The following is an 18,668-nucleotide window of genomic DNA, read 5'->3' on the forward strand; positions in this document are numbered from 1 at the left end:
TTATTACGCCCTCAAGTTAGCTATTTTTTATTCATTTATTTGCGATCTAGGGCTTGCGCGAAGTAGCACATTAGCGTAAACTTCGCGCCCTATTGAAGAATATTAAGTTGCGTCGATTTGAGGGCGCACAGACGGAGTTAATTATGTACGCGGTTTTCCAAAGTGGTGGTAAACAGCACCGTGTGACTGAAGGTCAAACAATTCGTCTAGAGAAACTAGACGTTGAGACTGGTGCATCAATTGAATTTGATTCAGTACTTCTTGTAGCTGATGGTGAAAAAATCGAGATCGGTGCGCCGTTCGTAAACGGTGGTAAGATTACAGCTGAGGTTGTTTCTCACGGTCGTGGCGAGAAAATTAAGATCGTTAAATTTAGACGTCGTAAGCATTCTCGTAAGCAGATGGGCCACCGTCAGTGGTTCACTGAAGTTAAAATCACTGGCATTAGCGCTTAATTTAGAGGTACAGAAAGATGGCACATAAGAAGGCAGCTGGTAGTACTCGTAACGGTCGCGATTCAGAAAGTAAACGCTTAGGTGTTAAGCGTTTCGGTGGTGAATCTGTACTAGCGGGTAACATCATTGTTCGTCAACGTGGTACTAAGTTCCACGCAGGTACTAACGCAGGTATCGGTAAAGACCACACAATCTTCGCAAAAGCAGACGGTAAAGTTGTTTTTGAGCAGAAAGGTCCTTTGAACCGTAAATACGTTAGCATCATTGCTGAGTAATCGGTAAAAGAATATTGAAAAACCCCGCTTAGGCGGGGTTTTTTGTTTTTATAGAGCAGCACTCTAATTTGTTCTAACCTTATTCCTGTCAGATTTGAGCCACATACCGGTAGTTAGGCATTTGCCCATGCTGATCAAGCCGCTATGAACTTGCTATAATAGCAGGTGCTGAACAACCAGTAAGAGAGTAACCATGAAGTTTGTCGATGAAGTAGAGATCCGCGCGGAAGCCGGAGACGGTGGAAGCGGTGTCGTTTCATTTCGCCGCGAAAAATTTGTACCCGACGGTGGCCCTGATGGCGGCGACGGCGGAGACGGAGGTAGCGTTTACCTTGAGGCAGACGAAAACCTCAATACCCTGATTGATTACCAATTTGAACGGTTTCACCGTGCTGAGCGCGGCACCAATGGTCACGGTCGTAATATGACAGGTAAAAAAGGCACCGACTTAATCCTGAAAGTACCTGAAGGGACACGCGTGACGGATGTTGATACTCAGGAATGTCTGGGTGATCTGACAAAACATGGACAAAAGCTACTGGTCGCTAAAGGTGGCTATCACGGGCTAGGGAATACTCGCTTCAAATCGAGCACAAACCGTGCGCCAAGGCAAAAAACACTGGGTACACCTGGTGAGGTACGCAATTTAAAGCTGGAGCTGATGTTGCTGGCTGACGTCGGTTTACTTGGCTTGCCAAATGCGGGTAAATCTACCTTTATTCGTAGCGTATCTGCGGCAAAACCTAAAGTGGCGGATTATCCGTTTACTACCTTAGTACCTAATCTTGGTGTGGTACGTGCAGAAGCAAACAAGTCATTTGTTATTGCCGACATTCCCGGGCTAATCGAAGGTGCGTCGGATGGTGCTGGTCTGGGTATTCGGTTCCTTAAGCATCTTGAGCGTTGTCGCGTGTTGCTGCACGTTGTCGATGTGATGCCAATTGATGGTACAGATCCGGTTGATAATGCATTCGCAATCATTAATGAGCTACACCAGTACAGCCCTAAACTTGCCAACAAACCTCGTTGGTTGGTGCTGAACAAAATAGACTTACTTGCAGAAGACGAGCTGGAAGAAGTGTGTCAGCGCATTGCTGAAGAGCTGGATGCTGAGCATGTATATCGCATTTCTGCTGCAAATAAGTTCAATACTCAGCAGTTGTGTTACGACATTCAGGGTCTGCTGGATAGCATGCCACGCGACAAGTTCGAAGAACAAGAGCAAGAAGAAGTCGAATTCAAGTGGGATACTTACCACCGTCAGGCAACCCAGGACAACGATGATGACTGGGATGACTGGGATGAAGATGACTACGATGTAGAAGTCGTCTACGAAAGATAGTTCAATCCGTGTTAAAGCTTTATTAGTCGGATTGGCATAAAAAGGGCCTCAGGCCCTTTTTTAGTATAAAAGTATGAGTGGAGTGTAATTGTGATAATATCAATGATTGCCGCAATGGCAAACGGACGTATCATTGGCGATGACAACGCCATGCCCTGGCATTTACCGGCTGACTTGAAACATTTTAAAGCGGTCACTCTGAATAAACCTGTGATAATGGGGCGCAAAACGTTTGAATCTATTGGTCGCCCTCTCCCCGGCAGGCGAAATATAGTGATCAGCCGCAACTTAAATTACAGTGCTGAAGGGATTGAAGTGGTTTCATCACCACAAGACGCGTTGGCTTTAGTTGACGGATGTGAAGAAGTAATGATCATTGGAGGTGGAAATATTTATGAACAGTTTCTACCCTTAAGTAACCGGCTCTATTTAACTTATATAGACTTGGAAGTCTCAGGAGACACGCGCTTTCCGGACCATACGCAAGTAGGCGATTGGCACGAGGTGGCATGCCAAGCTTTTGAGGCAGATGAGAAAAATTTGTATAGTTATAAGTTCGTAACTCTAAATAAAGGAATATAACTTTGTTGCTAACAATTGTATTGGTTGATACAATATTGAGCGTTTGTTCTTACGAAAAAAGTACTAGGTGATTGGTGATGAAAGTAATTCCTTTAGTTATTGGTGTGAGTCTTGGCGTTTCGGCATTAACAATGAGTTTTGCGAGCAAAGCAAACGACCAGCTGGCAGTTTCTCTGTGCGAGTATATTGCAGCTGACGATAAAAGACGTATCCGCAGTACGCTTAAGAGCTCGCGGGTTAAAATCCGTAACGTATACGATTCAATTCAGTGTAATGGTAACAATATGCTGCGCCACGCTATCGCTAATAATGCCGTAGATGCAGGTGAATTTATCGTCAAGAGCCTGCCTAAGAGTGCTTTAGAAGATGGTGCTGATATCGCTTGGGCAGAAAGCAATGGCCATGGTGGTTCAGCTTTGATTGCCGCTATCAAAAAGCGCGCTGGTCTTTAAGCAACCTATAAAGACCTTAGCGTCTAACAGAGTATTACCAGAAATGCCCGGCACGTAATGTGAGCGGGCATTTTTTATTTATTTCACTGAATTAAAGGCATATTACTAAACTTGCACTACCAGTATATTCGATTAAAATACTCTGTCACACGAACTTTTATATGGTGATAAGTTACATCACCATCTCAACGCAATAATGGATGAACTATGAAAGCTGTAATACCTGTCGCTGGACTTGGTACACGCATGTTACCTATGACTAAGGCTATTCCAAAGGAAATGTTGCCTGTGGTCGATAAACCTCTCATTCAGTATATAGTGAAAGAATGTGCAGCTGCGGGTATTTCTGAAATTGTTTTAGTCACTCACTCTTCAAAAAATGCGATTGAAAATCACTTTGATACCAGCTTTGAGCTTGAAGCAACACTAGAGATGCGGGTAAAGCGTACTCTGCTTGAAGAAGTGCGCTCAATTTGCCCAGAGGGCGTGACAATTATGCACGTCAGGCAGGGTGAAGCTAAGGGGCTCGGACATGCGGTATTATGCGCTAAGCCGATTGTTGGTGATGACGACTTTGTAGTGGTTTTACCTGATGTGATCCTGGATGAATATACTGCTGATCAATGCAAAGAGAACCTGGCTGCTATGGTCAACAGGTTTGTTGAGACCAAGCGAAGCCAGATTATGCTTGAACCTGTGCCTCGCGAAGACGTAAATAAATATGGTATTGCAGATATTCAGGGAGTGGAGTTAAAGCCAGGCGAAAGTGCACCTATTAACCACATGGTTGAGAAGCCTGCGGTTGATAAAGCGCCTTCTAACCTTGCGGTTGTTGGCCGTTATGTTTTGTCACGCAATATTTGGCCTCTACTTGAGCGTACGCCGCTTGGGGCAGGTGGTGAGATCCAGTTAACCGACGCGATTGATATGCTGATGGAAAACGAGAGCGTAGAAGCTTTCCATATGAGCGGCCGTGCGCATGACTGCGGTGACAAAATGGGCTACCTGAAAGCCATCGTAGAATATGCGATGCGTGATGAAAAACTGGGTGAAGAATTTAGCCAGTTTGTGAGGTCACTCTGAGCATACTTTAGTTGCCGCCCCTGAGATGAAAATATCTCGGCGGTAGCCCGGCAAAATTCGCGACTCTATGCCTAACATTCAGTTTGTACTAGAGAAGCTTTAAGCACTGTTATCTGCAGGATGAATCCCTTCAATTAGTTATGTGTAATTGAAGGGATATAACGACCCAGATAATTAAGCCCGGCCCAGAGTCGGTTTTTTATATCCAGATGCTCTACCCTCTGATCAGCGTTTTATCAGCAAAATTTCAACCTTTGCTCAGGCATTATTGTGTCTCCTCGGTTAGCTTAAAACACTCACAAAGGAGCCAATATGAACTATCTCAAATTTCTAACTATTATTTTTTTATTTATAATATCCAATAGCTTAATAGCGGCAGGTATCCAATCTGAGAAGCATACGATCAGTTTTCATTCCGCTATTTTAAAGACGCAGGTTGAGACCGAAGTTTATTTGCCAAAAGGCTATTCTGATCACCTTCAGGAACGTTACCCAGTAATCATCACCTCATCTGGTGATAGCCGTATTGAAGCACTGCGAGCCCAGATTGACTGGTTGAGTCATGCTGACTTTGGTCCCATGCCGAAAGTCATACTCCTGCGTATTCCGAATATTCAAGCGGCAATACCGAAGCAGGCTCAGCAAGGCAGCATGGACCAGTTATTAGGTAATATATTGGTTCAGGAACTGTTACCGTATCTGGAAGTGCATTATAGAGCTGCACCTTTCAGAGTGCTGGAGGGATTCTCAACTTGGGCAAATCAATCTTTATACTTGTTTAGTCATTTTCCTGAAGTGTATCAGGCGGCTATTCTAATCAATCCAGCTTGGGAGTTGGAAGACAAAATTTGGTCTGAAGATATACAAAGCAGGCTGATGGTTGGCCTGAAGCAGCGCTACTTATATCTCAGCTTGGGAAATTTTGCCAACAATCGCCCTTATTTTGACGCCCTGGTTAGTAAGTTAAAAACTCGGGAACACGTGTTGCTTACAGATCTGAGTGAAGAAAATTACCTGGGTGCAGTGCAGATTGCCTTCTATCATGGGGTTGAAGCATTATTTTCGGATCGTCAAATCACTGACTTTTCTCCTTTTGCAGAACAAGGAATCAGTGGGTTACAGGCATATTATCGTAAGTTGAAAAGTAAGTATGGATATGACATTCCAGTGTCTGGCAGCCTGGCCGGCCTGGCACTGTACTATATGGAACAAGGGCTGAGTAAACATGCGCTGCCTGTCTATGAAGAGCTTATCAAGCAGGCCCCTGAGGAGCTTCACTATCGTATCCGTTATGCACAAGCGCTTAACGTGAATGGAAAACGTGTACTGTCGAAAGAGGTCTTTGAGCAAGCGCTTGTTAAGGCGAAAGCTCAACGGGATGAGCGTGCCATTGACTATATTCAGGCACAGCTTAAGACAGCTCACTTCTAGCTATCTAATGATTGCTCTTGGCGAGTTTAAGTCTGAGTAACGTGCTGCTGGGCGCCTGGTTTGTCAAATCTAACACTTTGAGCGGTGCACTGAAAGCATCGCTTAGCAACTGAAAGTCAGAGTTCGGTTTGGTTAAACTTATACTTTCCATAGTTACAGGGTCATATTGCCAGATAACCCCTTGTTTGTCCGGTAGCAATAATACGCCATGATGATAGAAAAAACGCCACTGTAGGTGTATATGTTGTATGTCAGACACAGGGGTGCTTGTGCCATTGCTCCATTGCATTAAGTGCGGATGATCAGAGGTCGCGAATAGCAAGTTGCCTTGACGAGTGTATTGTGCCCAGTGAATAGGGCCTTCGAGCAAAGTGTGGTTTGTTGACTGTTGCGGTCTGAATAAGCTGACAGAGTTGTCGTGCGCAGTTAGCAGAAAGTGGCCCTGTGCGTCTTCATCTGATTGCATGAGTATAGAAGGCAGAATATCGGTTTTTAGTGGTATGGTATACCCAGACAGATCCACGCTAAGCAACGCGTCCTGCGTGAGGGCATATAGCGAATGCCCTTCGTGATGCCAGACAAAAGAGAGAACTTCAGCACCTTTTGTGAGCTGCGTTAAAGCCCGGTCATGCCATACCCAAAGTTGTTGCTTGCCCGAGCGTACAGAGAGAAAAGCCACGGCCTCGCCATTGGGCTGAAAAAGAGCCAAATTATGAGCCGGATTGCCGAGAGCGACGGGGGTTGAAGCCCACTTTTCTCCCTGCTTGATATGTCGCATAATTTGGTTCGCTTGAGCGGCACGAGACAATAGAAGCTCACCTGTGTGGGTCACAGCGCTGAGATTGAGCTGTCCACTTCCATGTAAAGTCAAAGAGTAAGGGGCATTGTCAGGAGGGTAGAAGTGAAGTTGGTCGCGAATACTCTGTACTAAGGTCTCATCAGGCAGCACCAGAGGCTGTGAAGCGTCAAAGGGGTCATAACTTAACGCTATCTGTTTAACGAGTTCAGGGTGTATACCTTCGTATCTTATGTGCCACAGCTGAGCGGTGTTATTGATGTCTTTACCACTGATAAACAACTGATCTGCCTGGTTTGAAAAAGCGGCTACTTGTTGTATTTCTTTGGGAAGTCGCAGGCGCTGAGCCTTAGCTCCTGGTACCAGCTGGTGACGCCAGAGTGTAATATGACGGTGATTATCCTCCTGACCATAGATAATCTCTCGACTAGTGCGCCATCGAGCAAAACGGAACCGGTTTTTCTGGCATGGCAGTAAAGCCTGACTGGTCTGTGTGGTGAGATCGATACGTCGTAACTGAGCGCATTTGGTTTGCTGGTATATAGTCTGTTCTGAAACGAGTAAGGTACGTCCATCTGGCGAAAAGGCTGGAGTATCGACAAATGAATGAGCCTGGTGCAAGACTTCTGCTGGACCATGTAATGTTGCCCGTAGCATCAGTTGTGTGGAATTTTGCTCTTCTCCATGGCGTACATACACCAACTTTTCGTTATAGATATTGCTTTGACTTTCATTGCCCGACTCATAGCTATCGGATAGTAGTTGGGCTATACGGTATGGTGGTTTTTCGCTGGGCCATAAAACACCTGCAAGTACGAGCATCATTAGCAATACAGCAATTGGATATAGATAGTTTGCTTGCCTTGAAACCCGTGTTGTTGGTGATATTTGCAGTCTGTAACCAAGCTTGGGGAAGGTTTTAATCAGGGTTTTACTATCATCACCGAGGTGCTTTCTTAATTGCGTGATACACCTTTGTACCGCATTAGGCCCAACCACGACATCGGCCCAGACGGTATCCAGTATTTTTTCAGTGGAGAGCAATTGGCCTTCAGCATCAAGCAGGGCGTTTAGCACGGCAAGCACTTTGGGTTCCAGCACACTCACTTCACCTTGGTAGCTGATTTCACCGCTGTGTAAGTTTATCTCTCTGTGATTAATACTGACTATCATTGTCCATGACGCTCCGTAAAGCGCTGCCAGTGAATATTGGGATTAATCACTCTCACCTGTGTGAGTATTTGCTTGAGTTGCTGAGCTTTGGGTTGCTGAAGGATCTGGCCATCATTTTTCAGGCCCAGCAAATACAGCATGGCGGCTTTGTTACCCTGCTGGATAGCTGAGATGTGTACCTGCTGCTCAAAGTTCAGTCTCAAGCTGCTGATAGCAGTTTTCATACCTTGCTGGTCGACATTGGGCAGACCACACTTTTGTAAGTAACCCAGTCGTTCACCTTCTCCGGAAAACCAGATCCTGACTTTTTCACTGAAGCGGCCTGATTTAGCGGGTAAATCAAACATCAGCCGGCTGTGGCCTTGTTGTTCTAAGAAGTGTAGATAGTCCTGTAATCCGGCGTGCCATAGTGCAGGGTGAATGGGCACAAAGCGGGCCTGTAACTTACCATGAGTATGGAAGGTAAAACCGTGAACCTGCTCTTGTTTGCTGATATCTGAAAACGTTAAATTGCCAATCTCGTCGCTGTAGGCACCGGTGTAATATGCCAGCACAGGCAACCAGAAGTGCCAATGCTTCGGCTGTTCACGCTTTTGTTTTTCATCACCATAAATGTAGCCGTTAAACAGGGTGTACAGCTCCATATTGGAAAATGCGCGTCGGCCTAAGTGAGATTTCATAAGATAGCGCTATACCTTGTGCCTAAATAGTTCACACAATTCAAAGGATTACTAAGAATGAGTTGAGATAAGTTTATCGGCTTTTAGTAATAAGCAAAAGCTTAATCTCAATGTAGTAGCCAGATACTACCTATTTAGCTGCGACTACGCGTATGATCGGCCAGGTAGGTTAAACAGGTGATCCGCAACAAAGAGGCCAGGTTTTTTACCTCGCCCTGACGCTCCAGCACCTCCTGGTAGAGGGTCGAGACAAACTCGGCCACGCTGAGCTGCTCTGCGGTTGCTATTTCTTGTAACAGCTCCCAGATCTGACGCTCCAGTGCCAGGCTGGTTACGGCCCCCTGAATACGCATCGAGCGGCGTATTACCTCATAGCTGGCTGGATTGGCCGAGGCATATAATTCACACATAAGAGGACTCCTTGATGGCAAAACTCATTCACAGCATGGTTAGGGTAATGGACTTGCAAAAATCCCTGACATTTTATCACGATGTATTAGCACTGGGCGAGCGCAGGCGCATTGAGTTTGATGATTTTAGCCTGGTTTACCTGGGTAACGATGAGGCTGAATTTGAATTAGAGCTTACCTGGAATCATGATACGCAGCAGCCCTATGAGTTAGGTAATGGCTATGGTCATATTGCTGTGGTGGTGGATGATTTAGCCCCAGTGCATGCTAAGGCACAGGCGCTGGGTTACCAGCCCAAAGAGATGAAGTCGTTTTACAACGGCGATACGCTGGTAGCACGTTTTTTCTTTGTTGCCGATCCTGACGGCTACCAGATTGAAGTCATTGAACGTTCAGAGACGTTTAAGTAAGCCATGGATAATCCGTGGATAATCCGTGGATAATCCGTGGCTAATCCATGACTAAGCCATGGCAAATTCACTGCGGTTGGGCAGCCAGCGCTGAATCAGCGGCTCAACGGCTTGTGGGTGCTGTTGCAGCAAGGTGAAGGCCAGGCTGCGCACCTGAGGCAGCAGCACCTTGTCTCGGCTCAGATCGGCAATCTTCAGCTCGGCAAGGCCGGTCTGGCGAGTGCCCAGTACTTCGCCTGGACCGCGGATCTCCAGATCCCGTTCAGCAATCACAAAGCCATCATTGCTGTCGCGTAGCACACCCAGGCGCTTTTGCGCCGTTGCTGACAAAGGCGCATGATAAAGCAGCAAGCAATGCGATGCGATGTCACCACGGCCAACTCGGCCACGCAACTGGTGTAGCTGTGCAAGCCCCAGGCGTTCCGGGTTTTCTATGATGATCAGGCTGGCATTGGGCACATCAACGCCTACTTCAATGACAGTCGTTGCAACGAGCACATGACTTTGTGCCAGCTTAAAGTCCTGCATGATCTGCTGCTTTTCCTGCGCCTTCATACGGCCATGAACCAGGGCTATATTCAGCTCAGGCAGCGCTTTGGTGAGCTGCTCTGCGGTGTCTTCGGCTGCCTGACATTGCAAGGCTTCAGACTCGTCAATCAAAGTACAGACCCAATACACCTGTCGCTGTTGTTCAATACAGGCGCGTCGTACTCGCTCAATCACTTCTTCGCGGCGGGTATCCGGAACGGCAACGGTGGTGATGGGAGTGCGCCCTGGTGGCAGCTCATCGATCACTGAGGTTTCCAGATCGGCATAGGCAGTCATGGCCAGTGTCCGTGGGATTGGCGTGGCCGTCATAACCAGCTGATGCGGATAGCAGTCGTTAAACTTGCCCTTTTCACGCAATGAGAGGCGCTGATGAACGCCAAAGCGGTGTTGTTCATCAATGATGATCAGGGCCAGATTGCTAAACTGCACTTGCTCCTGAAACAGCGCATGGGTGCCCACCACCATTTGCGCCTGACCTGAGCTGATGCGCTCCAGTACTCGCTCGCGTTCCTTCCCTTTGGTTTTACCCGCCAGCCACACGACTTCAATACCCAATGTTGCAAACCAGTTCTGGAAATTGATGTTGTGCTGCTCGGATAAAATTTCCGTTGGTGCCATCAATGCCACCTGGTAGCCCTTAGCAATGGCGGTCAGTGCACTTAATGCTGCGACCAGGGTTTTACCTGAGCCAACATCACCCTGCACCAGGCGCATCATAGGGTAGGGCTGTTGCAAGTCGCCTTTGATCTCGGCCACCACCCGGCTTTGGGCCGCGGTAGGTTTAAAGGGAAGCTGAGCCAGAAACTCGGTTTCTAACAGATTATTAGGCGGCAGTGATACGGCCTTGACGGCCTGGCCTTGCTGCCTGAGTTGCAGCAGGCTAAGGTTTTGCGCCAGCAATTCTTCAAACGCAAGGCGTTGCTGCGCCGGGTGCTGACCCAACTCCAGCTGGTCCAGTGCGATGTTCTGGGGTGGCTGGTGGAGCGTCAGCAGGGCCTCTTTTAAGCTCAGCTGATTGGGACGGAACCGCTGCGGCAAATGATCGTCAATGTCGTATTTGTGCAGCAAGGCAACGGCCTGTTCGGCAATGGCACGAATGCTCAGTTGTTTAAGCCCTTCCGTCGTCGGATAAACCGGCGTGAGGGTGTCGGCGCCTTGCGGTGTATCACTCAGTTCATCGCGAATACTGTATTCTGGGTGGGCCATTTCCAGGCCGACCCGGCCACGGCGTACTTCACCAAAACAGCGCATGATCTTGCCGCTTTGCATGGCATTTTTTTGTGCTGCACTGAAATTGAAAAAGCGCAAGGTAATACGGCCTGTACCGTCGTTTATCTGGCACACCAGCATACGGCGCTTGCCGAAAGTGATGTTAGCCTGCTCAATTTCGCCCTCCACACTCACATGAAGGTGTGGCATCAGTTCGGCGATGCGGTAAGTTCTGGCTCTGTCTTCATACCGCAATGGCAGGTGAAACAACATGTCCTGCACACTGCGGATCCCCAATTTGGCCAGCCGCTCTGCGGCCTTAGGGCCGACTCCCTTGAGGTCGGTGATGGCGTACTGGGCTAAATTGGGGTGCGACATAATTATCCTTTTTGACTGAACTTCAGTGTGTTCCAGAAAGCCTCGTCGGCGACGATCTCCCCAACTTCATCCAGCGCCGGGTAGGGCAGGCCTTTTTCTACGCAGCGATTGGCAATGATCGGGTGACAGCCTTCAAACAATAGCTTATGTTTAATCGCCGGGTCGAGCATATCGTTGCGCTGATACAGCCCCGCTACTTCACGTTGGCGCTGTGCTTCATATAATATCAGTGCTGCGGCTACAGAGACATTTAACGACTGCACCATACCTGCCATTGGAATCACGATATGCTGATCGGCATGTTCCAGTGCCCGGTCTGAGATCCCTAAACGTTCCTGCCCAACAATAACGGCAGTCGGTTTAGTATAATCAATCTCGCGAAAATCTACGGCGGTATCGCTGAGGTTTGTGGCCAGCAGTTGAATACCCGGGTTTTGCGCACGGATCGCGGCAACGGCCTGATCTATGTCGTCATGCATATGGGTTTCTACCCAGTTTTTACTGCCACCTGAGGTGTTATTGGTCAGGCGTCTTTGTTCCTGCGGCCACACCGCATGAACATGATGGCAGCCGACCGCATCGGCTGTGCGCACTATTGCCGACAGATTGTGATGCTTGTGGACTTCATCCAGGCACACAGTTAAATCAGTCTGGCGTTGATCCAAAATGCGCTTAACGCGCTGAAAACGGTTTTCTTCCATCAATTACAGCTCTTAACTACTAAATTGCCGCGATTATAACAAAAAGCGCCTCTCTAAGGCATTACTTCACGCATTATTGGTGCCTGCAAGGAGATCAGGGTCTCGGTTGACTGGATCGCCTCAATGGTCTGGATCTTGTTGATCAGTACATCCTGAAGATGGTCAATTGAGCGTGCCATCACTTTGATAAAAATGCTGTAATTACCCGTGGTGTAATAGGCTTCAACAACTTCTTCGAACCCTTCGAGTTGTTCAATGGTGGCCGGGTAATCTCGCGCATGTTTGAGATTTACACCGATAAAACAACATACGTCATAGCCCAGCTGTTTGGCATCTATGCTGACCCGGGTGCCGACGATAATACCGGCTTGCTTCATCTTTTCGACCCGCACGTGAATAGTCCCTGCACTGACGGCAAAGCGTTTGGCCAGTTCAGCATAGGGTGTTCTGGCATTGTCCATTAATGCATGAAGGATAGAACGGTCGAGATTATCGATTTGATAATTTTCCATGGATATTTTGCACGCTAATTATTGATTCGATAATTATTAAAGCTAATTTTTAAAGAAAAAAATAGTGTAAAGGTGTTTTTGTTGTGGAGTATTGAATCTTTGCTCGTTTTTGTTGAGGATAGATTTAACGCAGCAAGCCTGCACCGTTATTCAACACCATTGGGAATGAGGAAACCGATATGTTGCAACAGTATCTGCAAACACAACAGCAAATAGCCCGTGCAAAAGCACTTTTTTCACAACAACTGACTGACAAGCTAGGCCTGATTGAAGTCCAGGCACCTATCCTGGCAAAAGTAGGAGATGGTATTCAGGATAACCTCAGCGGCACCGAAACAGCCGTTAAGGTGAAGGTGAAAACGCTGAGTGACAGCGACTTTGAGGTCGTGCACTCACTGGCAAAGTGGAAGCGTAAAACACTTGGCGATTATGGCTTTGGTGCAGGGCAGGGACTCTATACGCACATGAAAGCGTTACGACCGGACGAAGACAAGCTGTCACCCATCCACTCTGTGTACGTTGATCAGTGGGACTGGGAGCAGGTGATCTGCGCGCAGTCAGAGCGCTCTTTGGATAAACTCCAAGATACGGTTGAGACCCTGTACGGCGCCATTCGAGAGACTGAGCTGCAACTGGCATCTGACTATGGGCTGACGCCGTTTTTGCCACCACACATCACCTTTGTGCATAGTGAAGAGCTGCGCCGCATGTATCCGGATTTTACGCCCAAACAAAGAGAAAAAGCGATTGCTCAGGAATATGGTGCGGTATTTCTGATTGGGATTGGCGGCGAGTTGGGTGATGGCAAAATCCATGACGTCAGAGCGCCGGATTATGACGACTGGTCAACGCCCACCTGCGAGCAATATCAGGGACTCAATGGCGATATCCTGGTCTGGAACCCGGTACTCGAAGATGCCTTTGAAATTTCGTCTATGGGGATCCGGGTGTGTCCGGACAGCCTGCAGCGTCAGCTCAGCCTGACCCAGGATGAGCACAGGCTAGAGCAGGACTGGCACCAGAGCTTGCTGGCCGGGGCACTGCCACAGACGATAGGCGGGGGGATTGGTCAGTCTCGTTTGGTTATGCTGTTACTGCAAAAGCAACATATCGGTCAGGTCCAGGTTGGTGTGTGGCCTGAGCACATTAAAACTGAAGTTTCTGGGTTACTTTAGGCGCGATGGCAACACACAGTAAGGGAGCCCGGGTGGGCTCCCTTACATCTTAAATTCAATTTCTATTTTTCCTTCGAGCAACCTCGCGCTGCAGGGAGGATAACTGCGGTTGGTTTTATAAACCTTATCGAAAATATGAATTTCGACGCCAGAGTGCAATGAGGTATTAACCACCAGCTGAGTGTTGTCGAGCAAGTCGTGCAAAGTATGATCTAATTCAGACAGCTGATGCTCCAGTGCTTCGGCTTGTTTGCAATAATGCTCCTGCGTTGCCCCTATCTTAGCCAGTAAGGTTTTTTTCTTTTCGGCGTCTTTAACATGATCGGCTTTTTCGACCGCTTTTTGCAGATTGTCGATCTGCTCATCAGTCTGACTTAATTCTTTCAGGCACAGATCGGTTCGCTCGGTGATTTCCATGCCACTGCGCGCCAGGTAGATGGCCATGGTTGCCCCTGAGCTGCTGCCAACTTCGCCCGCCACCAGCATCTTAGCATCAAAAATAGTGCCGCCAATGAGCTTACCTTTAGGTGATTCATCCAGGCCAACCTGCAACAGGTTTGCAGCTTTAATATCACAGTGATTGCTTTGCTTTTGGATAAAGACATTGTGGCCTTCCAGATAGGTGTACTGACCGTGAGTGATCTGGACATCACCTTTGGCTATCAGGCGACAGGTGAGTCCCTGATCGTCGTTGCTGTGATCCAGATGACCTATGACCCCACCTTTGACTTCGATATTGCCATCTGAAATCAATTCGCCCGATTCTACAGTGCCCATAACAGTAATATCGCCATGGGCCTTGATCTTCATCCCCGGCTCCACATTGCGGGTGACCAGTACACTGCCACTGAACTCAATATGGCCGCTACGTACATTGACATCGGCTATGGTAAAGATGTCGTCTACCCGCATGCCATTTGGAACATCAGAGGGGCAACCCGCAATGGTGGCCACCAGTTGCAACGGATTAGTAGGTGATATCTCTGTGCCCTCACCGGCAACAAGCTGAAAGGTGTCGCCAGGTTTTGGAGTAATACTTTCGCCCGTAACAGTAAAGCCCTCTTTACCAGGTGTTGCCGGACGCTGGGTAACCAGTAAGGTGCCAGGCGCAACACTGGCCAGGGCACCAAAATCTCGCATATCCACGGTGCCATCTTCACGTAACTTGGGCTGTTTCAGGCGTTCTTTCAATGTCTGAACATGGGGAATTAACTTAGCAGGGATACCATTTTCAGGTGGCCGGCCTTGTGCGACAACCCCGGTTACCTCAGTACCTGGCATGGATTCAAGCTGTTGCTTGAGTAAATTCTCGAGATAAACCTGTTTATAGCCCCGTGTTACGCCGATTTTGACGATGGCGCGTTTGGCATCCTCAAGGCTGATCATTTTACCACCCTGAGCAGTTGTCAGTTTGGCGGTTGCCTGCATTTTATCTTCGCTGAGTGCCACTTCGATATGGGCATCTTTTTGCTGAGCCACAATCAGCTGAGCAGCGGGGGTATCTTGTTTAAAATAGGCTGCAATGGACTCGTGATCAATTGCGCAGTCCGCATAAGGTGAGCGTTCAAGTGCTTCAACCACAAACGCTGCACTGGGGGGCGACGCAGCTGCGACGTCCATCAATATATTGCCATTTTTTGCGAGTTTAAACACAGGCTTATCCTTATTGCTTATCACTTACTACGATAATGAGTACCTCAAATTGCCTTTGTAGACGGCCATAACAGAGTTAGGTCTTATGACCAGATTGCTAAATTAATAGTATGCGGTCAAGTGTTTAAGATCAAAGTTAAGGCTATGAAAAATCATCGGGCAGGTATGAAAAAGCCCGCATAAAGCGGGCTGAGTCGTAATACGAATACACTAAGGTATTAGTTGGTGGAAGGCAGCTCCATGATGCCGTCAATCTCAATTTGTACACCTTTCGGTAATTCTTTGACACCAATAGCAGCACGTGCCGGGTAAGGCGTTTTAAAATGCTGACTCATGATCTCATTCACAGTGGCGAAGTTACTCAGGTCAGTCAGGAAGATATTTACCTTCACCATGTCCTGTAGCTGGCCGCCTGCTTCTTCACATACGGCAGTCAGGTTTTTAAATACCTGCTGTGTTTGCTCCGCAAAGTCTTCAGAGATGACTTCCATTGTTTCAGGCACCAAAGGGATCTGCCCCGAAAGGTAAACCGCCGTACCGACTTTAACTGCCTGACTGTAGGTGCCGATTGCCGCCGGCGCCTGATCGGTTGAAATAATGGCTTTATTCATTGTCTTTCCTTTATCGCTTCCTGGTTACGCGTTGTACATCCGGCATTACCCGGATCCGGCGCATAATATTTGCAACGTGGATCCTGTCTTTAACGGTAACACCCAGATCAATCACGTACAGGTTGCTCTCTTTTTCTTCGGTTGCAATCTCCACAATATTAGCTTGGGTACTTGCAACCACATTGGTTAATTTGGCCAACGCACCCTGGTGGTTGATGATCTCAACCCGCAGTGCTGCGATGTATTCTTTTTCGGGGTTATCTTCCCACTTTACCACAAAGTACTTGGCACGTTCATTTTGCCAGCCTTTGATGTTTTTACATTCCTGGCGGTGGACCATCAGGCCCTTACCCTGGCTGACATACGCGGTAATATCATCACCGGGTACAGGTCGGCAGCACTTGGCATAAGTGACCAGCATGCCTTCTGTGCCGATAATTGGTGCCTTCGCTTGTTGTGCCAGGCTTTCAATAGCATCATCGGCCTGTAACAGGCGTTTTGCAACCAACATACTCATGATGTTGCCATTGCCAATTTCCACCAGTAGTTCCAGTACCGTATTGAGTGAGTGCTCTTCCAGTACTCGGTCTATCTGTTCGGTTGGAATGTCATCCAGCTTGTGCTCGCCCAGCGCGGAGTCAAGTAAGCGTCTGCCCAGCAGGATAGATTCTTCCTGATGCTGACTCTTAAGGTAGTTACGTACGCCCAGACGCGCTTTACCCGTGACGATAAAGTTGAGCCAGGTGGCATTGGGGTGTGCGCCCGAACTGGTAATGATCTCAACAGTCTGGCCGGTATCCAGCGCTTTACTCAGTGGGTAAGGCTTGCGGTTAACCCGTGCGCCAACACAGGTATTACCCACGTCGGTGTGTACCGCATAGGCAAAGTCGACCGCCGTGGCGCCCATAGGCAGCTCAATAATACGTCCATCCGGCGTAAAGACATAAATCTCTTCCGGGAACAGTTCTGTCTTAACGTTTTCAACAAATTCAAACGACGAGCCGGCACTTTGCTGCAGCTCTAGCAGGCTTTGCATCCACTGTCTGGCACGCTGTTGTGCGGTATGCCCCGAGCTGTCACCGGCTTTTTTATACATCCAGTGCGCCGCAACCCCTTTGTCGGCCATATGATCCATATCATGAGTACGAATTTGGATCTCCACCGGAATACCATGAGGCCCAACCAAAGAGGTGTGCAACGACTGATAGCCATTGGTTTTGGGGACTGCAATATAGTCTTTAAAACGGGTTTCTATGGGCTTGTACAGGTTGTGCGCCACACCTAGCACCCGATAGCAGGTATCTATGCTGTTGACGTTGATCCGAAAAGCATAAATATCCATCACCTCGTTGAACAGCAGCTCTTTGTTAAGCATTTTTTTGTAGATACTGTACAAGTGCTTCTCGCGGCCACTGACCGAAGCGTCAATACCAGCTTCTTCCAGGCGTGATTCAATCTCAGACTGAATATTACTGATCACTTCCTTACGATTACCGCGTGCTTTCGCAACTTCTGATTTAAGTGCTCTGTGACGCATAGGGTATAGAGCTGCAAAGCCCAAATCTTCCAGCTCATTCTTGATGTCATGGATACCAAGACGGTTCGCAATCGGCGCAAAGATCTCCAGGGTCTCGCGGGCTATCCGGCGACGTTTTTCCGGGCGCAGGAAGCCAAGCGTACGCATGTTATGGGTACGGTCAGCCAGTTTGATCAAGATAACCCGGATGTCCTGAGTCATGGCCATGATCATTTTGCGGTAGTTTTCCGCCTGAAACTCTTTTTTATCTTTAAAGTCGAGTTTGTCCAGCTTACTGACGCCGGCAACCAGCTCAGCAACCGTATCACCGAAGATCTCGGCCAGGTCTCTTTGGCTGAAATCGGTGTCTTCGATGACATCATGCATCAATGCCGCCATCAGGGTTTCATGGTCCAGCTTCATACTGGCCAGGATCTGCGTGACTTCGACGGGATGGGTAATATAAGGCTCGCCGCTGGAGCGGGTCTGCCCTTCATGCGCTTCGCGGGCAACCACGTAGGCTTTTTGCACCAGTTCCACGTCTTCGGGTGGCAGATACTCTGATATTTTTTTCTTTAAGCCTTCAAACAGATACATTCACACTCCAATGTTCCAGCGAAGTTATACCAATTACGCAATAGCATATCCTGAAGTAAGGCTATGACGTTTGATTGGTATTAATAATAAGTTAAGTACTGAATATACGATGAATTGACTTCGAAGCCAATCGACTAACAAATTTATTAGTCTAATAAAGAGGTGGCGACACACAAGCTGTTGGCCCGGGGCGCAGAAACAATAACGCCAGCTAAAAAGCTGGCGTTATCTTATAACAGGTCGCAGTGGATTAGCGATTGCCACCCACAATTGCAGCAACAGCAGCAAGCTCAGCAGCTTCCTGAGTTTGTTGCTCTTCGCGATCGATCATGTCCAGTGAATCGCTGGTGACCATGCCTTTTTCGATCTCGCGCAATGCGATTACGGTTGGCTTGTCATTTTCAGCATCAACCATAGGGTCTTTACCACCGACTGCAATCTGACGAGCGCGACGCGCTGCAACAAGAATTAGGTCGAAACGGTTACCAATTTTATCTACTGCGTCTTCTACTGTTACGCGAGCCATCGAAGCACTCCAAAAAATTCAATACATTTAGCAAAGGGCTAGTCTACTAAAAAGCACCGGATTCGCCAAGTATATGGTTAAAAAATATCGGGTCGTTACGGCTTTAAGGTTGTATTGGTCGGTCGCAGACCTAAACTCGATACAGCCAGCCA

At 47.9% G+C, this 18,668-nt stretch carries 19 protein-coding genes; 9 read left to right on the forward strand and 10 right to left on the reverse strand.

What is annotated here, in order from left to right; all coding sequences use genetic code 11:
* The first annotated feature begins 143 nt into the window (after positions 1–143).
* The 7 genes from rplU (at position 144) to CWB98_RS13635 (ending at position 5,620) form a co-directional block, all read left to right on the forward strand.
* Positions 144–455, forward strand: coding sequence for a 50S ribosomal protein L21 (gene rplU, locus CWB98_RS13605; RefSeq protein WP_010383520.1), 312 nt, complete (start codon positions 144–146; stop codon positions 453–455).
* A 17-nt stretch (positions 456–472) separates the two neighbouring features.
* Complete coding sequence (rpmA, locus tag CWB98_RS13610; protein ID WP_010383519.1) at positions 473–730, forward strand: 50S ribosomal protein L27; 258 nt, start codon at positions 473–475, stop codon at positions 728–730.
* A gap of 193 nt (positions 731–923) precedes the next feature.
* The gene (gene cgtA / locus CWB98_RS13615; protein ID WP_125780934.1) at positions 924–2,072 is read left to right on the forward strand and encodes an Obg family GTPase CgtA; all 1,149 of its coding nucleotides are present in this window, start codon (positions 924–926) and stop codon (positions 2,070–2,072) included.
* Between the two features lie 90 nt (positions 2,073–2,162).
* The gene (folA, locus tag CWB98_RS13620) at positions 2,163–2,654 is read left to right on the forward strand and encodes a type 3 dihydrofolate reductase (protein ID WP_171045653.1); all 492 of its coding nucleotides are present in this window, start codon (positions 2,163–2,165) and stop codon (positions 2,652–2,654) included.
* A 131-nt stretch (positions 2,655–2,785) separates the two neighbouring features.
* Positions 2,786–3,106 (forward strand): DUF3718 domain-containing protein, encoded by a 321-nt coding sequence (locus CWB98_RS13625; protein WP_432765890.1) that lies wholly within the window; start codon positions 2,786–2,788, stop codon positions 3,104–3,106.
* Positions 3,107–3,313: 207 nt separating this feature from the next.
* Positions 3,314–4,189 carry a UTP--glucose-1-phosphate uridylyltransferase GalU gene (galU, locus tag CWB98_RS13630; protein ID WP_138545366.1) on the forward strand — a complete coding sequence of 292 codons (876 nt, stop codon included), beginning with the start codon at positions 3,314–3,316 and terminating at the stop codon, positions 4,187–4,189.
* Positions 4,190–4,501: 312 nt separating this feature from the next.
* Positions 4,502–5,620, forward strand: coding sequence for an alpha/beta hydrolase-fold protein (locus CWB98_RS13635; protein ID WP_138545367.1), 1,119 nt, complete (start codon positions 4,502–4,504; stop codon positions 5,618–5,620).
* A gap of 4 nt (positions 5,621–5,624) precedes the next feature.
* Here CWB98_RS13635 and CWB98_RS13640 read toward each other — a convergent pair whose 3' ends face one another.
* The 3 genes from CWB98_RS13640 to CWB98_RS13650 form a co-directional block, all read right to left on the reverse strand.
* Positions 5,625–7,589: a winged helix-turn-helix domain-containing protein gene (locus CWB98_RS13640; protein WP_138545368.1), complete on the reverse strand. Its 1,965-nt coding sequence runs from the start codon at positions 7,587–7,589 to the stop codon at positions 5,625–5,627.
* The gene (locus CWB98_RS13645; protein ID WP_171045654.1) at positions 7,586–8,269 is read right to left on the reverse strand and encodes a hypothetical protein; all 684 of its coding nucleotides are present in this window, start codon (positions 8,267–8,269) and stop codon (positions 7,586–7,588) included. The genes CWB98_RS13640 and CWB98_RS13645 overlap by 4 nt, the downstream gene beginning before the upstream one ends.
* Before the next feature lie 134 nt (positions 8,270–8,403).
* The gene (locus tag CWB98_RS13650) at positions 8,404–8,679 is read right to left on the reverse strand and encodes a ribbon-helix-helix domain-containing protein (protein ID WP_138545369.1); all 276 of its coding nucleotides are present in this window, start codon (positions 8,677–8,679) and stop codon (positions 8,404–8,406) included.
* 14 nt (positions 8,680–8,693) lie between these two features.
* Here CWB98_RS13650 and CWB98_RS13655 point away from each other — a divergent pair, with 14 nt between their 5' ends.
* Complete coding sequence (locus CWB98_RS13655; protein WP_138545370.1) at positions 8,694–9,089, forward strand: VOC family protein; 396 nt, start codon at positions 8,694–8,696, stop codon at positions 9,087–9,089.
* Positions 9,090–9,140: 51 nt separating this feature from the next.
* Here CWB98_RS13655 and recG read toward each other — a convergent pair whose 3' ends face one another.
* The 3 genes from recG to asnC are packed head-to-tail and all read right to left on the reverse strand — an operon-like array spanning position 9,141 to position 12,438.
* Positions 9,141–11,225, reverse strand: coding sequence for an ATP-dependent DNA helicase RecG (gene recG / locus CWB98_RS13660; protein WP_138545371.1), 2,085 nt, complete (start codon positions 11,223–11,225; stop codon positions 9,141–9,143).
* Between the two features lie 2 nt (positions 11,226–11,227).
* A complete protein-coding gene (gene trmH / locus CWB98_RS13665; RefSeq protein ID WP_138545434.1) occupies positions 11,228–11,926 on the reverse strand; it encodes a tRNA (guanosine(18)-2'-O)-methyltransferase TrmH in 699 nt (232 codons plus the stop codon).
* 53 nt (positions 11,927–11,979) lie between these two features.
* The gene (gene asnC, locus CWB98_RS13670) at positions 11,980–12,438 is read right to left on the reverse strand and encodes a transcriptional regulator AsnC (protein WP_010383506.1); all 459 of its coding nucleotides are present in this window, start codon (positions 12,436–12,438) and stop codon (positions 11,980–11,982) included.
* A gap of 179 nt (positions 12,439–12,617) precedes the next feature.
* On the opposite strand from asnC, the gene asnA reads away from it, so the two are divergent.
* The gene (gene asnA, locus CWB98_RS13675; RefSeq protein ID WP_138545372.1) at positions 12,618–13,613 is read left to right on the forward strand and encodes an aspartate--ammonia ligase; all 996 of its coding nucleotides are present in this window, start codon (positions 12,618–12,620) and stop codon (positions 13,611–13,613) included.
* Positions 13,614–13,655: 42 nt separating this feature from the next.
* On the opposite strand, the gene CWB98_RS13680 is transcribed toward asnA, so the two are convergent.
* The 4 genes from CWB98_RS13680 to rpoZ all read right to left on the reverse strand — a co-directional run bounded on the left by CWB98_RS13680 (position 13,656) and on the right by rpoZ (position 18,516).
* Complete coding sequence (locus CWB98_RS13680; RefSeq protein WP_138545373.1) at positions 13,656–15,266, reverse strand: DUF342 domain-containing protein; 1,611 nt, start codon at positions 15,264–15,266, stop codon at positions 13,656–13,658.
* A 218-nt stretch (positions 15,267–15,484) separates the two neighbouring features.
* Complete coding sequence (locus CWB98_RS13685; RefSeq protein WP_010383501.1) at positions 15,485–15,877, reverse strand: RidA family protein; 393 nt, start codon at positions 15,875–15,877, stop codon at positions 15,485–15,487.
* A 10-nt stretch (positions 15,878–15,887) separates the two neighbouring features.
* Entirely contained in the window at positions 15,888–17,990 is a 2,103-nt protein-coding gene (spoT, locus tag CWB98_RS13690) for a bifunctional GTP diphosphokinase/guanosine-3',5'-bis pyrophosphate 3'-pyrophosphohydrolase (protein WP_138545374.1), read from the reverse strand.
* A 250-nt stretch (positions 17,991–18,240) separates the two neighbouring features.
* Positions 18,241–18,516 (reverse strand): DNA-directed RNA polymerase subunit omega, encoded by a 276-nt coding sequence (gene rpoZ / locus CWB98_RS13695; protein WP_054014719.1) that lies wholly within the window; start codon positions 18,514–18,516, stop codon positions 18,241–18,243.
* Positions 18,517–18,668: the final 152 nt, after the last annotated feature.

It is taken from the genome of Pseudoalteromonas rubra (assembly GCF_005887115.1).
Classification (GTDB): Bacteria; Pseudomonadota; Gammaproteobacteria; order Enterobacterales; family Alteromonadaceae; genus Pseudoalteromonas; species Pseudoalteromonas rubra_F.